This window comes from Calidithermus chliarophilus DSM 9957 (genome assembly GCF_000430045.1).
GTDB classification, from domain to species: domain Bacteria; phylum Deinococcota; class Deinococci; order Deinococcales; family Thermaceae; genus Calidithermus; species Calidithermus chliarophilus.
The window spans coordinates 2,422,752-2,441,961 of sequence record NZ_KE387023.1 but is presented as its reverse complement, the minus strand read 5'-3'; the positions used below and the strand labels follow the sequence as shown (position 1 = coordinate 2,441,961).

20 protein-coding genes and 1 pseudogene are annotated in these 19,210 nt (G+C 67.9%); 6 read left to right on the top strand and 15 right to left on the bottom strand.

The genetic code is table 11. From position 1 onward, the window contains the following. The first annotated feature begins 36 nt into the window (after positions 1-36). Both MEICH_RS24825 and MEICH_RS24820 read left to right on the top strand, forming a co-directional pair. A complete protein-coding gene (locus MEICH_RS24825; RefSeq protein WP_036218529.1) occupies positions 37-615 on the top strand; it encodes a histidine phosphatase family protein in 579 nt (192 codons plus the stop codon). 9 nt (positions 616-624) lie between these two features. Continuing rightward, a complete protein-coding gene (locus MEICH_RS24820; protein ID WP_036218528.1) occupies positions 625-1,575 on the top strand; it encodes a Vgb family protein in 951 nt (316 codons plus the stop codon). Positions 1,576-1,798: 223 nt separating this feature from the next. Here the strand turns inward: MEICH_RS24820 and MEICH_RS0111825 are convergent, their stop codons facing one another. The 5 genes from MEICH_RS0111825 to MEICH_RS0111805 all read right to left on the bottom strand — a co-directional run bounded on the left by MEICH_RS0111825 (position 1,799) and on the right by MEICH_RS0111805 (position 8,514). Next, positions 1,799-2,566, bottom strand: coding sequence for a metallophosphoesterase (locus tag MEICH_RS0111825; RefSeq protein WP_027892789.1), 768 nt, complete (start codon positions 2,564-2,566; stop codon positions 1,799-1,801). A 219-nt stretch (positions 2,567-2,785) separates the two neighbouring features. Further along, a complete protein-coding gene (gene secA, locus MEICH_RS0111820; protein ID WP_027892788.1) occupies positions 2,786-5,803 on the bottom strand; it encodes a preprotein translocase subunit SecA in 3,018 nt (1,005 codons plus the stop codon). 278 nt (positions 5,804-6,081) lie between these two features. Next, positions 6,082-7,056, bottom strand: a complete 975-nt coding sequence (tsaD, locus tag MEICH_RS0111815; protein ID WP_027892787.1) for a tRNA (adenosine(37)-N6)-threonylcarbamoyltransferase complex transferase subunit TsaD — start codon at positions 7,054-7,056, stop codon at positions 6,082-6,084. 21 nt (positions 7,057-7,077) lie between these two features. After that, complete coding sequence (locus MEICH_RS0111810; protein ID WP_245587645.1) at positions 7,078-7,983, bottom strand: tRNA dihydrouridine synthase; 906 nt, start codon at positions 7,981-7,983, stop codon at positions 7,078-7,080. Between the two features lie 69 nt (positions 7,984-8,052). Beyond that, a complete protein-coding gene (locus MEICH_RS0111805) occupies positions 8,053-8,514 on the bottom strand; it encodes a hypothetical protein (protein ID WP_027892785.1) in 462 nt (153 codons plus the stop codon). A gap of 69 nt (positions 8,515-8,583) precedes the next feature. Between MEICH_RS0111805 and MEICH_RS0111800 the strand changes: the two genes are divergently transcribed. Together MEICH_RS0111800 and MEICH_RS0111795 are read left to right on the top strand one after the other, a co-directional pair. Next, entirely contained in the window at positions 8,584-9,492 is a 909-nt protein-coding gene (locus MEICH_RS0111800) for an AAA family ATPase (protein ID WP_027892784.1), read from the top strand. Next, positions 9,489-10,214 (top strand): DUF58 domain-containing protein, encoded by a 726-nt coding sequence (locus MEICH_RS0111795; RefSeq protein WP_027892783.1) that lies wholly within the window; start codon positions 9,489-9,491, stop codon positions 10,212-10,214. The genes MEICH_RS0111800 and MEICH_RS0111795 overlap by 4 nt, the downstream gene beginning before the upstream one ends. 19 nt (positions 10,215-10,233) lie before the next feature. Here the strand turns inward: MEICH_RS0111795 and MEICH_RS0111790 are convergent, their stop codons facing one another. Further along, on the bottom strand, positions 10,234-11,154 hold the full coding sequence (locus MEICH_RS0111790; protein ID WP_036218526.1) for a lactate/malate family dehydrogenase: 921 nt from the start codon (positions 11,152-11,154) through the stop codon (positions 10,234-10,236). Between the two features lie 43 nt (positions 11,155-11,197). Here MEICH_RS0111790 and MEICH_RS0111785 point away from each other — a divergent pair, with 43 nt between their 5' ends. Continuing rightward, positions 11,198-11,752: a Uma2 family endonuclease gene (locus MEICH_RS0111785; protein WP_027892781.1), complete on the top strand. Its 555-nt coding sequence runs from the start codon at positions 11,198-11,200 to the stop codon at positions 11,750-11,752. Here the strand turns inward: MEICH_RS0111785 and MEICH_RS0111780 are convergent. From MEICH_RS0111780 to MEICH_RS0111745, 9 genes are all read right to left on the bottom strand, one after another. Beyond that, positions 11,745-12,395: a nuclease-related domain-containing protein gene (locus MEICH_RS0111780; RefSeq protein WP_027892780.1), complete on the bottom strand. Its 651-nt coding sequence runs from the start codon at positions 12,393-12,395 to the stop codon at positions 11,745-11,747. The genes MEICH_RS0111785 and MEICH_RS0111780 overlap by 8 nt on opposite strands. 126 nt (positions 12,396-12,521) lie before the next feature. After that, the gene (locus tag MEICH_RS0111775) at positions 12,522-14,276 is read right to left on the bottom strand and encodes an acyl-CoA dehydrogenase family protein (RefSeq protein ID WP_027892779.1); all 1,755 of its coding nucleotides are present in this window, start codon (positions 14,274-14,276) and stop codon (positions 12,522-12,524) included. A 330-nt stretch (positions 14,277-14,606) separates the two neighbouring features. Then, on the bottom strand, positions 14,607-15,107 hold the full coding sequence (locus MEICH_RS28735; protein ID WP_157202752.1) for a hypothetical protein: 501 nt from the start codon (positions 15,105-15,107) through the stop codon (positions 14,607-14,609). Between the two features lie 106 nt (positions 15,108-15,213). After that, positions 15,214-15,720 carry a hypothetical protein gene (locus tag MEICH_RS0111770; RefSeq protein WP_027892778.1) on the bottom strand — a complete coding sequence of 169 codons (507 nt, stop codon included), beginning with the start codon at positions 15,718-15,720 and terminating at the stop codon, positions 15,214-15,216. 203 nt (positions 15,721-15,923) lie between these two features. Further along, positions 15,924-16,616 carry an ankyrin repeat domain-containing protein gene (locus MEICH_RS0111765; RefSeq protein WP_027892777.1) on the bottom strand — a complete coding sequence of 231 codons (693 nt, stop codon included), beginning with the start codon at positions 16,614-16,616 and terminating at the stop codon, positions 15,924-15,926. A 12-nt stretch (positions 16,617-16,628) separates the two neighbouring features. Continuing rightward, entirely contained in the window at positions 16,629-17,321 is a 693-nt protein-coding gene (locus MEICH_RS0111760) for an ankyrin repeat domain-containing protein (RefSeq protein ID WP_218916400.1), read from the bottom strand. Between the two features lie 56 nt (positions 17,322-17,377). Then, positions 17,378-17,857, bottom strand: a complete 480-nt coding sequence (locus tag MEICH_RS0111755) for a GlcG/HbpS family heme-binding protein (protein ID WP_027892775.1) — start codon at positions 17,855-17,857, stop codon at positions 17,378-17,380. Positions 17,858-17,957: 100 nt separating this feature from the next. After that, positions 17,958-18,596 (bottom strand): response regulator transcription factor, encoded by a 639-nt coding sequence (locus tag MEICH_RS0111750; RefSeq protein WP_027892774.1) that lies wholly within the window; start codon positions 18,594-18,596, stop codon positions 17,958-17,960. Continuing rightward, positions 18,583-18,945 (bottom strand): ATP-binding protein, encoded by a 363-nt coding sequence (locus MEICH_RS0111745; protein ID WP_027892773.1) that lies wholly within the window; start codon positions 18,943-18,945, stop codon positions 18,583-18,585. Before MEICH_RS0111745 ends, MEICH_RS0111750 begins: the two co-directional genes overlap by 14 nt. Before the next feature lie 55 nt (positions 18,946-19,000). Between MEICH_RS0111745 and MEICH_RS24815 the strand changes: the two are divergent. Next, positions 19,001-19,210 (top strand): annotated as a pseudogene (locus tag MEICH_RS24815) (transposase); the annotation flags it as partial.

Below are 19,210 nucleotides of genomic sequence, written 5' to 3'. Positions count from 1 at the left end.
ACAATTGACGCCCCCGCTCCCGGGCACACTTGAAGCATGCCCGGGAGATGGCTTTTGTGGCTCCTGGCAGCGCTCCCCTTGGCCTTCGCGCAGGAGGGGCTCGAGGGGGCTGCCCTGGTCCAGGCCCTGCAAAAGGGCGGCTACGTCATCTACTTCCGCCACGCCGCCACCGACTTCTCCCAGGCCGACACCGACGGCCCCGCCCTGCAGGACTGCAGCAAACAGCGCAACCTCAACGAAGCCGGGCGGGCCCAGGCCCGGGCCATCGGGGAGGCGTTCCGCGCCCTGAAGATCCCCGTAGGCAGCGTGCTGGCGAGCCCCTACTGCCGCACCCGGGAGACCGCCCAACTGGCCTTCGGGCGCTTTGAGGTCAGCGAGGAGATCCGGGGCGGGTCGGGGCCGGCCCGGGCCGAGGCGCTGCGCAAGCTCCTGGCGGTGGTCCCGCCCGCCGGGACCAACACCGTGCTCGTGGCCCACCAGTTCAACCTGCGCGACGCGGCCGAAGTGAACCTGGCCGAGGGCGAGGCGGCGATCTTCCGGCCGCTGGGGCCGGGCGGCTTCCGCCTGGTCGCCCGCGTGCTGGCCGAGGACTGGGCCAAGCTGCCGGTTCGATAGGGGGTGTGGATGTTCAGATTCGGATTTTTGGTGCTTCTGGGGTTGAGCCTCGCACAGACCAGCCCTACGGCCATCCGGGAATACCCGGTCAAGCCGGGCTCCCACCCCCACGACGTGGCCCCAGCCCCCGACGGCAAGGTCTGGTTCACCGCGCAGTTCACCGGTGAGCTGGGCATCCTCGACCCTGTGAGCGGCCAGAGCAGCTACGTCAAGCTGGGCGAAGGCTCGGCCCCCCACGGGGTCATCGCCGGGCCCGACGGCGCGGCCTGGATCACCGACAGCGGCCTCAACGCGATCGTGCGGGTGGACGGGAAGAGCCTCGAGGTGCGCCGCTACCCCCTGCCCGCCAGCGCCGCCAACGCCAACCTCAACACCGCCGCCTTCGACGCCAGGGGCGTTCTATGGTTCACCGGGCAGAGCGGCTACTACGGCCGCCTGGACCCCCGGACGGGCCGGGTCGAGGCCTGGCCTGCGCCGCGGGGCCGCGGCCCCTACGGCATCACCGCGACCCCGGACGGCGCGGTCTACTACGCCTCCCTCGCCGGCAACCACGTCGCCCGCATCGACCCCGCCACCGGACAGGCCACCGTGCTCGAGCCCCCCACCAAAGGCCAGGGCGCCCGGCGTGTATGGTCCGACTCGAAGGGCATGGTCTGGGTGAGCTACTGGAACACCGGCCAGCTCGGCCGCTACGACCCCAAGACGGGCGCCTGGAAAGAGTGGAAGCTCCCGGGCACCAACCCCCAGACCTACGCGGTCTACGTCGACGACCGCGACGTCGTGTGGGTCTCCGACTTCGGCGCCAACGCCGTGCACAGCTTCGACCCCGCCACCGAGCGTTTCACCACCTACCCCCTGCCCACGCCGCGCTCGAGCGTGCGCCAGATCCTAGGCCGCCCGGGTGAGGTGTGGTTGCCGCTGTCGGGGGCGGATAAGGTGGCGGTGTTGCGTACGCGGTGAGGGGGCGATGGTCGATAGCTGATAGCTGATAGCTGATAGCCGAACGCCCAACGCCGAACACAAGACGCCAAACGCAAGACGCCAGACGCAAAACGCCTTTCTCCCCCCTTAGCAAGGGGGGCTGGGGGGATACCCCCTCCCCGGCGGCAGGGAGGGGTGTCTTTCGCTACGAGCCACGAGCCTTCCGCCCTCCGCTGACGGCTGAAAGCTGACGGCTGAGAGCTTATCGCTTTCCGCTCTCCCCCGGGTGCAGCTCGTGGATCACGATCTCGGCCTTGGCCCGGAAGCGGATGGGCACCATGGAGACGCCCAGGCCCCTCGAGACGAAGCCCTTTACCGGCTCCTCGAACCAGCCCTCGGCGAAGCGCTTGCCGTACTTGGACGAAGTGCTCACCGGGCCCAGGATGGGCAGGATGATCTGGCCGCCGTGGGTGTGCCCGACGAGGGTCAGGCCCACCTTGGCGGGCACCTCGAAGAAGTAGTCGGGGTTGTGGCACACCAGCAGCACCGCGCCTTCGCGGTGGTCCTTCAGGGCCTGTGAGACGTCGGGCTGGCCGTGCCAGAGGTCGTCCACGCCGGCGAGGTAGAGGTCGTCGCGGAGCTGGACCCCGGCGTTGTTGAGCACCCGCACCCCGGCCTGCTCGAGCCAGCCCTGCAGATCGGAGAGGTCGCGCGACTTGTAGCGCCGCAGCCGGTAGTCGTGGTTGCCCCACACCGCCCACGCGCCCAGGGGGGCCTCGAGGCCAGCCAGCTCGGCCACGGCGGGCCGGATCCACTCGGCGCGGTGGGTGTCGGTGAGGTCGCCGCTGATGACGACGAGGTCGGGCTTCTGGGCCATGGTGGCTTCGACCCAGTGCGCGATGATCTTCGCGTCCACGTAGTACCCGATGTGCAGATCGGACAGGTGAGCCACCCGCACGGGACGCTCGAGGCCCACAAGGGGCTGGGCATAACGGTTGACCTCGTGGGCGGCGAGCCAGGGGAATCGCATGGAAATCATGCTACTCGGGTCGTACGTCCTACGTCATACGTCATGCGCCGTACGCGAGACGCCGAGGACACGCTTTGTGCATAGCTCGTGGCTCGTGGCCCGTGGTAGACCCCACCCCGCCGGCGGGGAGGGGTTATCCCCCCCAGCCCCCCTTGCTAAGGGGGGCAAAGAAAGGGCGTTTGGCGTTCGGCGTTTTGCGTACGACGTACGACGTACGACCTACTTCTTATGCTTCTTCTTCTCCTCGCGCTCGAGCTTGCGGCGCTCGGCCCGGCTCAGGCCCGAGGTGTTGGGGTTGTGAGCGGGCTTTTCGCGGCGGACGGTGAAGGGGTCGGGCTGGGGCTGGCCGAAGGCGCTGGGGGCGGGGCTGGCCTCCACCACGGGGGCCGGGATGGCCTGCTGCTGGGGGGTGGGCTCGAGCTCGACCTTGAGGCGGAACAAGAACTTGGTGACCTCGCTCTTGATGGTGGCGATCATCTCGTTGAAGAGCTTGGTGGCCTCGAACTTGTACTCCTGGAAGGGGTCTTTCTGGCCGTAGCCGCGCAGCCCGATGCCCTGGCGCAGCACGTCGAGGTTGTGCAGGTGCTCCTTCCAGAAGTTGTCCACGACCTGCAGGATCACGAAGCGCTCGACGGCCCGGGTGATCTGGGGTGAGAGCTCGGCCTCGCGCTTGGCGTACTCGGCCAGGGCGGCCTCGACCAGCTTCTCCACGCCCTCGTCGGCCTTGAGCGAGCGCAGCGACTCGTAGTCGTAGGCCTCGAGGCCCGGCGCGAAGTCGGTCATGGCGCCCTTGAGGGCGGCGAGGTCCCACTCCTCGGGGTGGACCTGGGGGTTGAGGTGGAGCTCAGCGGCCGCAGCCACGCTGTCTTCGATCATGGCCTGGGCGGCCTCGCGCACCTCCTCGTCCTTGCCCAGGAGGATGGTGCGGCGCTGGGCGTAGACCACCTCGCGCTGGCGGGCCATCACGTCGTCGAACTGCAACAGTTGCTTACGGATGCCGAAGTTGCGGTCCTCAACGCGCTTCTGGGCCCGCTCGATGGAGGCGGTGACCATGTTGTTGACGATGGGCTCGCTGTCGTCGAAGCCCATGCGGTCGAGCATGGCGATGATGCGGTCGGAGGCGAACAGGCGCATGAGGTCGTCGTCGAAGGAGACGTAGAAGCGCGAGGAGCCGGGGTCGCCCTGGCGGCCCGAACGCCCGCGCAACTGGTTGTCGATGCGGCGCGACTCGTGGCGCTCGGTGCCGATGATGTGCAGACCGCCCAGCTCCTTGACCCGGATCTCGTCGGCGGCGCAGGTGTCGCGCAGGCGGCGGATCTCCTCCATGACCTCGGGGCGCACGCCGAGCTCGGTGCCCAGGCGGTGGGCCTCTTCTTCCTCGCCCTGCACGGTCTTCTTGATGAAGAGCTCGACCTTCCACTCGTAGCGGTCGAAACCCTCCTTCTGCAGCAGGGCCGCGGCCAGGTACTCGGCGTTGCCGCCGAGCTTGATGTCGGTGCCGCGCCCGGCCATGTTGGTCGAGATGGTCACGGTCTTGCTGCGCCCGGCCTGGGCCACGATCTCCGACTCGCGCTCGTGGTACTTGGCGTTGAGGACCTGGTGCGGGATGCCCTTGCGGATGAGCTCGAGCGTGTGCACCGAGCGCTTGAGCAGGTCCCAGGCGGTGCGGAGGTTGCCCTTGGCGGGAACGGCGGAATCGTACTGCTCGAGGTCGGCCTCCTTGACCTGCGCCGGGCGGGCCAGCAAGCTCCTGATCTGCTCCCACTGCCCGCCGCTCTGCTTCTCGGCGGCCTTGAGGAAGATCTGGGTGCGGAACTCGACCTGCGCGAGGTAGTGGCGCGGCTCCTTGAGCATGGCCGAAAGCCGCTCGGACTTCTCGACCGAGATGGTGCCCACCAGCACCGGCTGGCCCTTCTCGTACTTCTCGGCGATCTCCTCGACCACGGCGAAGAACTTGCCCCGCTCGGTGCGGTAGACCACGTCGGAGCTGTCCTCGCGGATGACCTTCTTGTTGGTGGGGATGGTGCGCACGTCCATCCCGTAGATCTCCTGGAACTCCTTCTCCTCGGTCTTGGCGGTGCCGGTCATGCCCGCGACCTTCTCGTAGAGGCGGAAGAAGTTCTGGTAGGTGATGGTGGCGAGGGTCTGGTTCTCGCGCTCGATCTTGACGCCTTCCTTGGCCTCGATGGCCTGGTGCAGGCCCTCACCGTAGCGGCGCCCGGGCATCAGGCGGCCGGTGAACTCGTCGACGATGATCACCTGGCTGTCCTGCACGATGTAGTCACGGTCGACGTGGTAGAGGTCCTTGGCCCTGAGCGCCTGGGTGAGCATGTGGGCCTTCTCCATGTTCTCGGTGTTGAACAACCCCTCCACGCCCAGCAGCTTCTCGGCCTTGGCGATGCCCTGCACGGTGAGGTGCACCGAGCGCTGCTTCTCGTCGATGGTGTAGTCGCCGGTGGGCTCCTTGCGCACGCCGGGCTCGGCCTTCTCGCCGCGCTCGAGCTTCTTGGCGATCTCGGCCATGCGGTAGTACATGTCGGTGGCCTTCTCGGCCGGCCCGCTGATGATGAGCGGGGTGCGGGCCTCGTCGATGAGGATGGAGTCGACCTCGTCGACGATGGCGTAGTGCAGCGGGGTGTCGTGGCGCAGCACCAGGTACTCGGGCTGCACCACCATGTTGTCGCGCAGGTAGTCGAAGCCCAGCTCCGAGTTGGTCACGTAGGTCACGTCGGAGCGGTAGGCGGCCTGGCGCTGCTCGGGGGTGGAGTTGTGCTGGATGATGCCCACGCTCAGGCCCAGGCCGCGGTACACGGGCCCCATCCACTCGGCGTCGCGGCGGGCCAGGTAGTCGTTGACGGTCACCAGGTGCACGCCCTTGCCCGCGATGGCGTTGAGCGCGACCGCGAGCGTCGCCACCAGCGTCTTGCCCTCGCCGGTGCGCATCTCCGCGATCTTGCCTTCGTGCAGCGCCGCCCCGCCGATGAGCTGCACGTCGTAGTGGCGCAGCCCCAGGAAACGGCGGCTCGACTCGCGGGTGAGCGCGAAGGCTATGGGCAGCAGGTCGTCGAGGGGCTCGCCGTTCTGATAGCGCTGACGCAGTTCGGCATAGGCCGCGGCCAGGTCCTCGATCTTCTGCACCTCGGGCTCGAGGGCGTTGACCGGGGCAACCACGGTCTTCCAGTAACGAGCGATGTGCCGCTCGTTGTTGTCAAAGAGCTTATTGATGAGGCCCAACATAACCGTTCACGATTCTAACCCGGCAAGATGAGGATTTGGGTGGGCTGGAACCAGTCAAGGAAGCGGGCAGCTAGCAGCCTTCAGCTATCAGCCGTCAGCGGTAAACAGGAGGCTCGTGGCCTGTAGCCCGTGGTTGACCCCTCCCCGCCGGCGTCGAGGGGGTATCCTCCCCGGCCCCCTCGCTAAGGGGGGTGAAGAAAGGGCGTTTTGCGTCTTGCGTTTGGCTATCAGCTATCGGCTATAGGCTATCGGCGTTTAGCTATCGGCGTTCGACCATTTCACGCCAACGGCAAATACGCCGCCGCGGGCAGGCTCAGGGGGTCTCCCTGCCCACTCCAGCGGCGCCAGGCGGCGAGCGCGATCATGGCGCCGTTGTCGGTGGCCATGCCACGGGGCGGGAACAGCAGGCGCAGGCCGGCCTGCTCGAGGCGCTCCCGCAGGGCGCGGTTCTGGGCCACCCCGCCGGTGACGAGGAGGGTCTGGAGGCCCGTGTCCCGCGCGGCCCGCAGCACCACCGAGGCGAGGTGCTCGACCGCGACGCGCTGGAAGCTGGCGGCGATGTCGGCCTTGTCCAGGCCCTTCTCGACGGCCCGCAGGGCGGCGGTCTTGAGCCCCGAGAAGCTGAAGGCGTACTGGCCCGGGCCCTGGCCCTGCAAGGGCATCCCGAAGGGCACCGCCTGGGGGTCGCCCTGGGCGGCCAACTTCTCGACCTCGGGCCCGCCGGGGTAGCCCAGCCCCAGGAGGCGGGCCACCTTGTCGAAAGCCTCCCCGGCGGCGTCGTCCATGGTCGCGCCCAGCAGCTCGTACCGTCCCCAGGCCGCCACGCGGAAGAGGTGGCTGTGGCCGCCCGAGGCAATGAGGGCGAGGAAAGGAGGCAGGGCCTCGGGATGGTCGGCCAGGGCGGCGTAGAGGTGGCCCTCGAGGTGGTGCACCGCCACGAAGGGCTTCCCGAGCGCCAGGGCCAGCCCCTTGGCGTAGGTGTAGCCCACCAGCAGCGCCCCGATCAGGCCGGGCCCGCGCGTGGCCGCGACGAGCTCGACGTCCCGGAGGCGAACCCCGGCCTCGGCCAGGGCCTGCTCGAGCAGCCCGTCGATCACCTGGGTGTGCTCGCGGCTGGCGAGCTCGGGCACCACGCCGCCGAAGCGCTGGTGCAGCAGGGTCTGCGAGGCCACCTTGTTGGCGACCACCCGCCCGCCGCGCACCAGCCCGACGCCGGTGTCGTCGCAGGAGGTGTCTATGCCGAGGGCGATCATCACCTCGAAGATTGTGGGGGCTCAGCAGGCCGGGGTCAAGGGCCGGAGGCTCGAGAGCAAGCGCTCGAGCTCCCCCAGCGTGCTCACCTGCTTGAGCGCGGGGTGCAGTTCGGGGTGGGTGGGGAAGTAGCGGGGCAGCACCTTGCGCAACTGGCGCACCCCCGACGCCTCGCCGTACCACTGGGCGTTGAGCCGGGCGTGGCGCAGGGCGGTGTGAACGCGCTCCTCGAGCGCCGGCCCCGCCGCCGAGCCGCCCTGCCGGATCTGCGCGAAGATCCAGGGGTTGCCCACCGCGCCCCGCCCGATCATCACCCCGGCCACCCCCAGCTTCAGGCGCTCGAAGTACTGCTCGGGGGTGGTCACGTCGCCGCTGCCGATGACCGGGACGCGCACCGCCTGGGCCACGCGGGCGATGGCCTCCCAGTCGGCCTCGCCGCCGTAGCGCTGCCGGCTGGTGCGCCCATGAACCGTGATCAGGCTGGCCCCGGCGGCCTCGAGCCCGTGGGCGATCTCGAGGCTCTGGTCGTGGTCCCAGCCCAGCCGGATCTTGGCGCTCACCGGGAGGCTCGTGCCCTGGCGCATGGCCCGCACCAGCGCGAAAGCCAGCTCCGGCGTCTGGAGCAGGCAGGCCCCGCCCCGGCCCGCCATCTTGGGGGCCGGGCAGCCCATGTTGAGGTCGAGGGCGACGGGGCCGAACTCGGCCTCGGCCTTGGCCGCCGCGTCGCGCAGCACGTCGGGCTCGTGGCCGAAAAGCTGGAGCACCAGCCGTTCCTCGCCGGGGTAGGGGGCGCCCAGCTCGAGCGAGCGGCGCTCCCCGGCCAGGAAGCCCCGCGCCAGCACCATCTCGCTCACCACCCAGCCCGCGCCGTGCTCGAGGGCCAGCTTGCGGAAAGGCGCGTCGGTGTAGCCGGCCATGGGCGCGAGCACCGGCTGGGGCTGGCGCAGGGCTTCCGCGTAGAAATTGGTCAGGCGCGCGTGAGCGAGCGTTTTTACCTCCTACCTGGCCGCCGCCGAGATCACCAGCGAGAAGAAGCCGTCCTGGGCGGAACCGAAGCTGGCTGCCGAGGCCGTGAAAGTATACGTGTCGTCGGCCTTGGGCATGATCACCACCCTCGCGATGTTCGAGAGTCCCTCGTCGCGTACGCTGACCAAACCCTTCGAGTCGCGCACGTACAGGTCGGCGTCGGTGATGCCCTTACCCCCTTCCCCGATGACCTCGATGGTGTAGATCAGGCCCTTCGACAGTTTCCGCGAGTAGCTGCGGCTCGCGTCCTTGCGGTCCAGCTTATCAATAAACACCGCCAGCGGATAACTCCCCTCGGCGTCAGCCAGGTCCAATTGCTGGCTGGTCAGCGTGAGGATCCGGTTGATCCGGCCGGTGTTCTGGAAGCGGTACTGCGCCACCGCCAACCCGGCCAGCAGCGCGCCTAAAGCCATGAATATTGCGAATCGTTTCATACAACGGCACCTCCAAGGCAATACTTTAGCGTAATTCCATTGAATTGCAATTCCTTTATAGTGCGGTCTGTGAGCCAACCCCGCCAAGCACTCAGAGCGCTCGAGGCCTCCCTCCATGGCGTGCTCTTCGGGCAGGAGCGCGTGATCCGTGAGCTCCTGGCCACGGCCGTCGCCGGCGGCCACGCCCTGCTCGAGGGCCTCCCCGGCCTGGGCAAGACCCTGCTCGCCCGGGCCTTCGCCGAGGCCTCGGGCCTCTCCTACCGCCGCATCCAGTTCACCCCCGACCTGCTGCCCGCCGACGTGACCGGCACCGAGGTGCTCGAGGACGGCCAGTTCGTCTTCCGCCCCGGGCCGCTCTTCGCCCAGGTGGTGCTGGCCGACGAGATCAACCGGGCCACCCCCAAGACCCAGTCGGCGCTGCTGGAGGCCATGCAGGAGCGCGGGGTCACGGTGGCCGGGGTGCGCTACGCCCTGCCCGATCCCTTCGTGGTGCTCGCCACGCAGAACCCCCTCGAGCTCGAGGGCACCTACCCCCTCCCCGAGGCCCAGCTCGACCGCTTCATGAGCAAGATCGCCGTACAGGCGCCGCCCCGCGCGGTCTGGCTGCGCATCCTGGGGGAGGAGCCCGCCCAGCCGAAGGCGGTGGAGGGCCTCGACCTGCCCCAGGCCCGCCGCGAGCTCGAGCAGGTCGTGGTGAGCCAGCCCGCGCTCGAGGCCATCGCCAACGCGGGGCAACTGACGCTGGAGGACAAACGCCTGCGCATGCCGCTCTCCCCCCGCGGGGCCAAAGCCTGGCTGGCGCTGGCCCGCGCCCTGGCCTACCTGGCGGGCCGGGCCCACCTCGACTGGGAGGACCTGCGCCAGGCCATGCGCCCGGCCCTCTCGCACCGCCTGCTGCTGACGGAGGAGGCCCAGTTCGAGGGCGTGAGCGTGGAGAACGTGCTGCAAGACCTGCTGCGCCGCACCATGCCCAGATGAGCCTCGACCGCTACCGCATCCGCACCCGCCCCACCCAGCCCTTCGCGGGCGAGCGCACCCAGCCCCGGCCCGGGCGGGGCCTCGAGTTCTACGAGCTGCGCGGCTACGCCCCCGGCGACGAGCCCCGTTTCATCGACTGGCGGGCCTACGGGCGCACCGGACGGCTCTACACCCGCGTCTTCCAGGCCGAGGTCCCGGCCCGCTTCACCTTCCTGCTCGACGGCTCGCCCAGCATGGCCCTCTTCGGCAAGGCCCCTTACGCCGAGCGCGTGCTGCACCTGCTGGCGAAGCTCTCGAAGTCGGAGGGTGCTTTCCTGTGGGGCCAGGGGCGCTACCGGGGCCAGGCCCGGGCGGTGGCGGAGGGGCCTCAAGCCGCCCTCGCCGTCCCCCGGCCCAAGGGCGCTACCGTGCTGATCACCGACGGGCTCGACGAGCTCGACTGGGTGCGGCTGCTGGGCAAGCTCAAGCACGTGGTGTTGGTGCAGGTCCTGGCTCCCCAGGAACTCTCCCCCGCCCTCGCCGAGGCCCTGCTGCGCGACGTGGAGACCGGCGAGCGCCTCGAGGCCGGCCCCGCCGAGGTCGCCGCCTACCAGAGCGCCCTCGAGGCCCACCTGCGCAAGCTCAAGCTCACCGCCCGCCGGCTGGGCAGCTACGCCCTGCTGCGGGTGGGCGAGCCCATCGTGCCCGCGCTGCTGCGGCAGGGCGTTCTGGAGGAGCGCTGAGGGGGACGGGTAAGCTTCGCTAGATGTGCTCGAGGGTGTTCCTCAGGCTGTTGCACAGCACCTCGAGCTTGAACCGCTCCTCCCGCGAATAGGGCAGGTCCAGGGTTTCCACGACCCCGCCCGCCCCCACGATGCACGGCAGGGACAGGGCGACCCCGAACTCGGAGTTGCGCGAGCTGACGGTCAGGACGACGTTCGCGCCGTAGAGGATGGCCTCGACCACCCGGGCGATGGCGGCCCCCACCCCGTAGGAGATGGCCCCCTTACCCTCCACCACCCGCCGGTTGGAGCGCTGCACCCGGTCGGTGATGGCGGACTGGTCGCGGGCCGTCCAGGGCACCCCGCGCTGGGCGGCGAACTCGGTGATGGGCAGCCCGGCCACGTTGAGGTTCGACCACACCACCAGCGCCGAGTCGCCCTCCTCGCCGACCACGTAACCGTTGACGTGCTCGGGCGAGACCCCCAGGTGCGCGGCCACCGCCGCCCGCAGTTGCATGGTCTCGAGCACCGTCCCCACCCCCAGCACCCGGCTCACGTCGCAGCCCTCGAGCAGCCGGTACACGTACTCGGTCATGGAGTCCACCGGCTGGGTGGCCACCAAGAGCACCGCGCCGGGGGCGGCCTCGAGCACCTGCGGGATGACCTCGCGGTAGATCAGCGTGTTGCTGCTGATCAGCTCCGCACGGCTCAGGCCCCCCTTCTGGCGCAGGCCCGCCGCCAGCACCACCACGTCGGCGCCCCTGACCTGGGCGTAGCTCCCGCTGTAGACCCGCACCCCCCGGTCGAGCGTAGCGGCCGCGGCCACGTCGGCCGCCTGGGCCTGGGCCTTGTCCCGGTCCACGTCCAGCAGCACGATCTCCTCGCACGACCCCCGCAACGCCAGGGTGTGAGCGGTGGTAGCCCCGACCAGACCGGCACCGACGATGGCGACTTTGCTCATGCTCACCAGTCTAAGCAACCGCTGCCGCCTGTATACTCGAGCCATGGCCCGCCAAAACCCCGTCGGGCAAGCCACTTTCGAGGAATACCTCGAGCTGGAAGCGCGATCACAGGTGCGTCATGAGCTCGTGGACGGCTATCTATTCGCCATGGCAGGCGGAACCGCAGATCACAACCGCATCTGCAGCCGGCTCCTCCGCTTGATCTACGACGCCGCGGAGGCCTCCGGGTGCGAGCTATTCATCAACGACATGATCGTACAGACACCCGGCGGAAAAGGTTATTACCCCGACCTGTTTCTCACCTGTGAAGAATCAGACGGCAGGGCTCGGTTCAAGCAATTACCCTGCTGGATTATCGAGGTATTGTCAGAATCGACGGAAGCCATCGACCGGGGCGAGAAACTGCACAATTACAAGACCATCCCCAGCCTCAAAGCCTACGTCCTGGTTTCTCAAGACCAGAAGCTGGTCGAGGTTTACCGCCGCCTGGAGGACGGCACCTGGCGCTACGAAACCCTCGAGGGCAGCGACGTCCTCGAGTTGCCCTGCCTCGAGCTCAGGGTGGGGCTCGAGGAGATTTACCGGGCCGTCACTTGACCAACCCTTCGGCCTTCTTGACCGCAGCGATGAAGTCGCCATACTCCCAGACCTTCGGCAGGCTCGAGAGATGGCGCACCAGTTCCTCAGGGCGTTTGACCGGGAGTTTTCCGGCCCGGTCCCCATCGAGCCGATCGCCCACGAACACCAGAATCGGCTTTACTTCTGCCCCCAGAATCTCCTTGAGCTTGTGTGACTGCCGCCAGGCCTGCTTGACCACCTCGTCCTGGCGTCTGCCCTTGTTGTACAACCCCTTCGGCGTCGCGATCACCTTGCCGCTGTAGTTCTTGACCTCCACGTTGAACACCCCGGCGGGTCCGATCACTAAATGGTCCACGTTCTCCCCGCCCAAGTCCAGGTCGTGAAAGACGCGCCAGCCGGTGGGGAGTTGCTCGAGGCTCCTGCCGACCGTGACCTCCCCGACGTAGCCCTTGCCTACGGCCCGGACGGCCTTGGCCATCTCTTTGCTGCTGAGTACCCGCAGGACGAGGAACAGGGCCACCAGCGGAGCCGCCGGGGCAAGGAAAGGCACGAGCACCCGGATGAGGAGGTATCCCCCGATCCCAACGACGAGGAGAATCACCGCTAAGGCAAGAAGCTTGTTGCGCAAAGTCTTTCCGGCTGTACCGTGCTTGATGGACATGCCCCAAAATACAAAACCCCGCGATTCTGCGGGGGCATTTGCCGCATCGAGGGTCAAGCCCTGGGCTGCGGGTAACCTTCGGCCTCGAGCGACAGACGAGGCATCGCCGGCTACGAACGACTGGCCTCAGGCTTTCGGCTGCGGGTAACCCTCGGCCTCGAGCACCTTCTGGGCGATGCGGCGGCGCAGGTCCACGAGGTCGGTGGGCTCGTGCTTGGTCAGGCGGCGCACGGCGGAGGCCATCACGCGCATCTCGTCGCCTTCGGCCAGGCGGGGCAGCACGCCGAGGGCGGCCGCCTGGGCGCGGTCGAGGGCCTGGTAGAGGTAGAGGGTGGTCATGTCGGCGTAGACCCCGCCGCCCAGGCGGCGCGAGCGCAGCAGCATGGACTCGGCGGCGTAGATGTCGATGAGGGCGTCGGCGGCGACGGCCAGGATCTCCTGCTCTTCCTCGATCTTGGTGGTGTACTTCAGGGCCGCCAGGCCGCTCGTCATGAGCACCAGCTTCTTGAGGTTTTCGATCTGGGCGAGCTCGAGGTCGTCGGGCTGGTCGAAGGAGGGCTCGAGCAGCTCCTTCTGCAGGCTCATGGCCGCGTCCACCAGCGGCAGCTCGCCCTTCATGGCCCGGCGCAGCAGCATGCCGGGGATGAGCAGGCGGTTGATCTCGTTGGTGCCCTCGAAGATGCGGTTGATGCGGCTGTCGCGGTAGGCCTGCTCGATGGGGTACTCGGCGCTGTAGCCGTAGCCGCCGTGGATCTGCACGCCCTCGTCCACGCAGTAGTCGAGCACCTCCGAGCCCAGCACCTTGATGATGCTGGCCTCGATGGCGTACTCCTCGATGCCCGCCAGCACCGCCTCGGTGCCGCTCTTGCCCTGAAGCGCCTCGTCGATGAGGCCCACGGTGCGGTAGGTGGCGCTCTCCCCGGCGAAGATGCGGGTGGCCATCTCGGCGAGCTTGTGCTGGATCAGGCCGAAGTGGGCGATGGGCTTGCCGAAGGCCACGCGCTCCTTGGCGTACTTGGCCGACAGCGCCAGGGCGTGCTTGGCCCCGCCGATGGCCCCCGCGCCCAGCTTGTAGCGGCCCACGTTGAGCACGTTGAAGGCGATCTGGTGGCCCTTGCCGATGGTGCCCAGCACGTTCTCGACGGGCACCTTGACGTCTTCGAGGATCACCATGCGGGTGCTGCTGGCCTTGATGCCCATCTTCTTCTCTTCACCGCCGAAGGACAGGCCCGGCGTGTCGCGCTCGACCAGGAAGGCGGTGAAGCCGCCGGGCCCGGCGGCTGAGCCGTCGATCTTGGCGAACACGGTGAAGAGGTGGGCGAAGCCGGCGTTGGAGATCCACATCTTGGTGCCGTTGAGGACGTAGTGCTTGCCGTCCTCGCTGAGCACCGCCTTGGTCTTGGCGGCCAGGGCGTCGGAGCCGTTGCCGGGCTCGGTGAGGCAGTAGGCGGCGATCCACTCGCCCGAGGCCAGCTTGGGGAGGTACTTGGCCTTCTGCTCGGGGGTGCCGAAGTAGACCAGCGGCAGGGTGCCGATGGAGGTGTGGGCGCCGTAGGTCACGCTGAAGCCGCCGGTGGGCGCGAGTTCCTCGGCCACCACGGTGGAGATGGTCTTGGAGAGGTCGAGGCCGCCGTACTCCTCGGGCACCTCGATGCCCAACAGGCCCTGCTCCCCGGCCTTGCGCATCAGGGGGACGTTGAGCTCGAGCTCGCCGTGCTCGAGGCGCTCGGCTACGGGCTGGTACTCGCGCTCGACGAAGGTGCGGGTAGTCTTGATGATCTCGCGGACAGTGTCGTCGAAGTCTTCGGGGGTGAAGATGCCCTCGGGCTTATCCAGCAGCCAGCCGCCGCCTTTTTTCGCCAATTTGCGATCTGCGATCATGCCTGTACCTCCGGGAAACTTATACCGAGTCAAAGTTTATACCAGGGCAAAGGCCAAAGTCAAACCCCACCGGGTTTTCCCCGGTGGGGGTATGGGTCAAGGGGCTAAAGGGTGCTATTGAGGGCGGGGAAGGCGGACTGGACCTCCACCACCGGCAGTGTACCGTCGGGAGCGGCGCAGGCGCTCAGGAGGAGAAGGAGGGGAGGGAGAAGGAAAGGTGGGAGGGAAAGGGGTTGGGAAGTCATAGCAGTGAAGTGGCGCTTGATACAGTTGAGGGTGGTCAGCAGTCACTATGTGCTTTGCGGCGAGTCCACCTTAGTCGGATACTGTCTATCTTTTTCTGCCATACTCTCTCAATAGAGACCGATCAACATCAACGTTAATTGCCTCCCGTAGGGTATTCGCGATGAGCCTCCTCAGTATCTCATAGCCGTTTGCGTAGATGCTGGCATAGATCCCTAGCCCGGCGGAGTGGTTTAACTTAAGGACCACGTTGTATCCAAATATGAAGGTATCGCCATAAAGGGGCAGTACCTTGATTTCCGTAATATCTTTCAACTGCACCGAACGGCTTCCAAGAACGCTCTGGGTCGTTAACTCTTGGCTTGATACAACAATTGATGAAGTCAGAATATAAGCCAGACTGCCAATGGAAAAGGCCAGGAACGCCGCGGCTGCAACCGTGCCTACCACGTCCTGACTCCAACTGCCGTCCCGGAAGCTCTCAAGCAGGACCAGTGACGAGATGCCGGCAATGGCCACGAAGGCCGCGGCTAAAGTCCAGGCCAGCATGCCTTTCTTACTGGTTACGTCATGGGGTCTAGGGTCCATAGTCCCGTCTCATCCTATGTACGAAGCGCTTCTTTAGCACGCTCCCCCGAACCTTACGCCACCGCTTGTGACTGGCTCACAAGATTTAGACTTCGCCTGTACGAGGCTACTTTCGGCGGCTGTATCTATTCAGGAGAGACCGGTCAATATCGACACCACCAGAAACGCGCCTGGCGTGATGAATAAGCGCTGCGAGTAGCTGGTGTCTATTGGCATAAAGGCTCGCATAAACAGCAATCCCTTGGGACAGCGTCGTGCGGACGATGACATTGTAGCCCCAGAAAATCGTGTCCCCGTATATGGGCACGATTTTAATCTCTAGCACGTCCCTGAGCGCTATGGTTCTGCTGCCGAAGATACTCCGTACGGTGAGCGCCTCGGGCGTAATCGTGATCAATGAGGAGATGAGGTAGGCAGAGAAGCACAACAACAGCCCCAAGAAGCCCAGCAAGATGACGCTCCCGAATGGGCCTCGCCCGAAATCCTCACCCCGGAAGCTGGCCAGGAGCATCTGTACCACAAAGCTCGAGATGAGCAGGTATGCCGAGGTGACCACCCACAGCAGTAACCCCCACCTGCTCCTGACGGCCTCATGGTCCTTAGTCCCACCCATTAACGTCGATCCAATAGTGCTTCAACCAGTTCCCCCCAAGCTCTATCCCACTGCTTAGCGCTGCCCCACAAGCAAGTGCATTGTTTCCACTATACTTGCCTGCGCAATAGGCTGTGGCGGCTGTACCCGCAGCTGCCTGGGCGATTCCAAAAACCCCCTCCGTGATCCCAGCCCCCCACTTCTCAGCGGTGGTCATGTTGGAGTCACGGATTACGTTTGTTTTCCATACCGGCCTGCTCGAGCAGCCGCACCATCCCCGTATAGCCGCGCTGCCGGGCGTGCTGCAAGGGCGTGACGCCGCCCCGGTCGGCCAGGTTGGGGTTGGCGCCGGCCTCCAGCAGCAGCCGCACCACCTCGGTGTGGCGGGGCCCGCCGTCGCCGAGGATGATCGCCTCGTGCAGCGCGGTCCAGCCGAGGTTGTTGACGTGGTCGAGCGGGGCCTTAGCCTCCAGCAGCACCCGCACCGCCTCCACGTGGCCCAGGTGGGCCGCGGCGATGAGGGCGGTGCCGTCGTAGGGGCTGGTGACGTTCTTGGGGCTCGCGCCCCCGGCCAGGCCGACGCGGATCATCTGGGCGTCGTTGCGCACGGCGGCGATGGTGATGAGGTCGTAGCGCTGGTTGTCGAGGGCGTTGGGGTCGGCGCCCCCGCGCAGCAGGGCCCGGGCCGCCGCGTGCTGGCCCAGGTGGGCGGCTACGAGCAGCGGGGTGCGCCCGGCGCGGTCGCGCACCTCCGGGCTGGCCCCGCCCTCGAGCAGGCTTTCGATGCGGGCCACGTCGCCCTTGGCGGCGGCGGCCAGCAGGCCGGTGTAGCCCTCGAGCTCGGCCGGCGAGGGGGGAACCTGGGCGAGGGCCAGGCCCGCCAGGGCCATCAGCGCGATCAGGAACCATCGGCGCATGGCAGCCCTCCCCTAGCGAGCCCCGGCCCGCTCGAGCAGCCGGGCGATGGCGGCGTAGCCGCGCCGCTTGGCGTGGGCCAGGGGCGTCACGCCCTCGCGGTCGGCTAAGTTGACGTCGGCCCCGGCGGCGATGAGCAGGCGCACGATCTCGGTGTGCCGCGCCCCGCCCTCGCCCAGGATGATGGCCTCGAGCAACGCGGTCCAGCCCAGGTTGTTGACGTGGTCCACGTCGATCTTGGTCTTGAGGATCTCGCGCACGTACTCCACGTGGCCCCGGTCGGCGGCGGGGATCAGCGCGGTCCCGCCGAAGCGGTTGGTGCGGGTCAGGTCGGGGTTGGCCCCCAGCACCTCGCGCAGCATGGCGACGCTGCCGGTCTCCCCGCTCACCAGGAGGGCGTTGTTGCGGTTGGCGTCCTGGAGGTCGGGGTCGGCCCCCGCGGCGATGAGGGCCCGGGCCACCGCCACGTGGTCGCCCAGGGCAGCGGCGGTAAGGGCGGTGCGACGGGTGGCGTCGCGGGCGTTGACGTTGGCCCCGCGGCGGAGCAGGTCCTGCACTTGCGTGAGGTCGCCCCGGGTCGCCGCTTCGATGAGCTTGAGGTCCAGGGAAGCGGAATTCATGGGTTTGGCGGGCGTCTGGCCCAGGCTGCCGGAGGCCAGCAGCAGGGCCAGGATGGTCAGGGTCGATTGCCAGCGCTTGATCGTCATCGGGGTTCTCCTAAGGGTTAGGAGCGGGCCTCGAGGCCCGCCCAGGACAGGGTGCTTTACCTCAAGCGGTCGGCGATCTTGTCGATGCCCGCCTTGGCGCAGACCTCGTCGGCCTCGCCGCTGGGGGCCCCGCCCACGCCGATGGCCCCGATGACCTCGTTGCCCACGCTGATGGGCAGGCCGCCGCCCAGGGCGATCACGCCGCTGATGCTGGCGAGGCCGGGGGCGGTCTGGACGCGCTGGGCGAAGGTGCTGGTGGGGATGCGGATGCTGGCGGAGGTGAAGGCCTTCTTCCAGGCGGTGTCGAAGGTGTGCAGCCCGGCCCCGTCGTTGCGCAGGCCGGCCTTGAAGGTGCCGCCCCGGTCGAGCACCACCACCGAGACGCGGTAGCCGTCGGCCTGACACTTCTGCATGGCGGCGAGCGCGGCTTCTTCGGCCAGGGCCACGGAAAGGTTGCGCTCGGTGAGCACCCCCTGGGCCAGGGCGAGGCCGAGGGCGGTCAGGCTGGCGAGGCTGAAGCGGGCAAGTTTGGTCATGGCATCCTCCGTTCGTCAGCGATGCGCTGAACTGAACGCATGCTATGCCGGAGCCGTCCGGCAGCGGAATTCGGGCTATTTCGGGGCGGGCTCCGTAGTTTTACGGATGCTCCTCGAGCCCCCGCAGGTACAGCCGCACCAGCCCGGCCAGCGACTCGGCCTCGAGCTTCTCCATCAGGTGGGCGCGGTGGGTCTCGACGGTGCGCGGGGAGACCTCGAGCCGCCGGGCGATCTGCTTGTTGGTGTAGCCCTCGACCATCAGGCGCAGCACCTCGAGCTCGCGCGGGCTCAGGCGGGTCAGGCGCTCGCGGGCCTCGCGGCCCACCTCCTGGCGCTGGCGCGACTGGATGTGGGCCCGCACCGCGCGCTGCAGGGTCTCGATGAGGGTCTGCTCGTCGAGGGGCTTGGGCAAGAACTCCACCGCCCCCGCGACGAAGGCCCGCCGGGCCAGGTTCACGTCGCCGTGGCCGGTCACGATCACCACCGGCAGGTCCACGCCGCGCTCCCGCAGCATCTCCTGCAACTGCAGGCCGCTCATGCCCGGCATCCGCACGTCGAGCACTAGGCAGCCGATGGCCTCGGGGTCGAAGGCCTCGAGGAAGGCCGCCGGGGAGGCGAACGCCTGCACCTCGAGCCCGATGGTCCCGATCAGCAGGGCCAGCGCCTCGCGCACGGCCTCGTCGTCGTCCACGAGGTAGACCACCGGCGAGTGCTTGAGGGCGGGGCTAGGGCCGGACATGCTCCTCCGTGACCCGCGCGGGCAGCCTGAGGGTGAAGCAGGCCCCGCCGCCGGGGGCGTTGCCGCCCTCGAGCACGCCCCCCATCCCCTGCACCAGCGTCTGCGACAGCGAAAGCCCCAGGCCCATCCCCCCGGCCTTGCTGCTGACGAAGGGGTTGAAGAGCTGGGGCAGCACCTCCGGGGCGATGCCGGGGCCAAAGTCGCGCACCTCGAGCCGCACCTCCCGCCCCTCCCGCCAGGCCCGCACCCGCACCCGCCGCCGCTCGGGCTCCACGCCGCCGAGGGCCTCGAGGGCGTTGCGCAGGAGGTTGTGCAGCACCTGCTCGATCTGGATGGCGTCGCCCAGCACCTCGAGCCCCTCGCCGCCTAGAGGGTGTTATGAACTTTAGGGCTAAGCTGGAGGGATGAGCCGAAAGCGGTATCCGAGCGACGTGAGCGACGAGGAGTGGCTGTTCGTGGCCCCCTACCTGACCCTGATGCGCGAGGACGCACCCCAAAGGGAATACGCCCTGCGGGACGTGTTCGACGGTTTGCGCTGGATAGTCCGTGCCGGAGCCGCGTGGAGGATGATGCCGGGGGATTTACCGCCCTGGGAAGTGGTTTATCAGCAAACC

Coding starts and splice junctions, on each gene's coding strand:
- MEICH_RS0111805 (WP_027892785.1), bottom strand. CDS start 8,514: ATGAAACGATTCGCAATATTCATGGCTTTAGGCGCGCTGCTGGCCGGG.
- MEICH_RS24820 (WP_036218528.1), top strand. CDS start 625: ATGTTCAGATTCGGATTTTTGGTGCTTCTGGGGTTGAGCCTCGCACAG.
- tsaD (WP_027892787.1), bottom strand. CDS start 7,056: ATGATCGCCCTCGGCATAGACACCTCCTGCGACGACACCGGCGTCGGG.
- MEICH_RS0111790 (WP_036218526.1), bottom strand. CDS start 11,154: ATGAGCAAAGTCGCCATCGTCGGTGCCGGTCTGGTCGGGGCTACCACC.
- MEICH_RS0111780 (WP_027892780.1), bottom strand. CDS start 12,395: ATGTCCATCAAGCACGGTACAGCCGGAAAGACTTTGCGCAACAAGCTT.
- MEICH_RS0111765 (WP_027892777.1), bottom strand. CDS start 16,616: ATGCGCCGATGGTTCCTGATCGCGCTGATGGCCCTGGCGGGCCTGGCC.
- MEICH_RS0111750 (WP_027892774.1), bottom strand. CDS start 18,596: ATGTCCGGCCCTAGCCCCGCCCTCAAGCACTCGCCGGTGGTCTACCTC.
- MEICH_RS0111785 (WP_027892781.1), top strand. CDS start 11,198: ATGGCCCGCCAAAACCCCGTCGGGCAAGCCACTTTCGAGGAATACCTC.
- MEICH_RS0111755 (WP_027892775.1), bottom strand. CDS start 17,857: ATGACCAAACTTGCCCGCTTCAGCCTCGCCAGCCTGACCGCCCTCGGC.
- MEICH_RS0111775 (WP_027892779.1), bottom strand. CDS start 14,276: ATGATCGCAGATCGCAAATTGGCGAAAAAAGGCGGCGGCTGGCTGCTG.
- MEICH_RS0111760 (WP_218916400.1), bottom strand. CDS start 17,321: ATGACGATCAAGCGCTGGCAATCGACCCTGACCATCCTGGCCCTGCTG.
- MEICH_RS0111825 (WP_027892789.1), bottom strand. CDS start 2,566: ATGCGATTCCCCTGGCTCGCCGCCCACGAGGTCAACCGTTATGCCCAG.
- MEICH_RS28735 (WP_157202752.1), bottom strand. CDS start 15,107: ATGGACCCTAGACCCCATGACGTAACCAGTAAGAAAGGCATGCTGGCC.
- MEICH_RS0111795 (WP_027892783.1), top strand. CDS start 9,489: ATGAGCCTCGACCGCTACCGCATCCGCACCCGCCCCACCCAGCCCTTC.
- secA (WP_027892788.1), bottom strand. CDS start 5,803: ATGTTGGGCCTCATCAATAAGCTCTTTGACAACAACGAGCGGCACATC.
- MEICH_RS0111770 (WP_027892778.1), bottom strand. CDS start 15,720: ATGGGTGGGACTAAGGACCATGAGGCCGTCAGGAGCAGGTGGGGGTTA.
- MEICH_RS24825 (WP_036218529.1), top strand. CDS start 37: ATGCCCGGGAGATGGCTTTTGTGGCTCCTGGCAGCGCTCCCCTTGGCC.